The sequence below is a fragment of the Pseudomonas sp. 05T35 genome, assembly GCF_056396605.1.
Genome location: NZ_JBFTLU010000964.1, coordinates 1 through 464 on the forward strand (window position 1 = coordinate 1; position 464 = coordinate 464).

Here is a 464-nt window from a genome sequence, read left to right on the forward strand (position 1 = left end):
GTGTTGGTGTCCCAGAGCTGGATCCGCCAAGAAATAAAAAAGAATTAGTGGTGCGACGAGCAAAACATACGTCTTCCATGCTGCTCAATTTGACGGAAAGTGCAACTGCACTTGGATTGATACTAGTAGATGGTTATCAGCCGGATCGTGATTGGTTTCGTGCTGAGGACTTACTGAGTGCCCTTTCCACCGCGCCTAAGTCCGGCGTTATTTGGTATGGACAGCCACCGAAATTTTTAAATGAGGATGATCAAGAGTATTTTGATAGCTTGGTTGATGCGGGAGTAATTGTTCGTGATGAGCGGACGCTCGGTGAGGCTTATACTGTTGCGGTGTGTAATGGTCTATTGCAGATCGAGCAGCATTGGGATGACCCGGAGTTAATTACTCTAAGTACAGGTGAGGACTTCATCGTAAGCCCCCGCCTACGACTGGTAACAGAGGCGATTGCATCTATTGTAGAT

The 464-nt window shown here is 47.2% G+C and carries 1 protein-coding gene; it reads left to right on the forward strand.

The annotated features are described in order from the left end of the window. The coding region (locus AC1DH9_RS30930; protein WP_477809560.1) for a hypothetical protein at positions 1-464 on the forward strand (464 nt) is incomplete at both ends.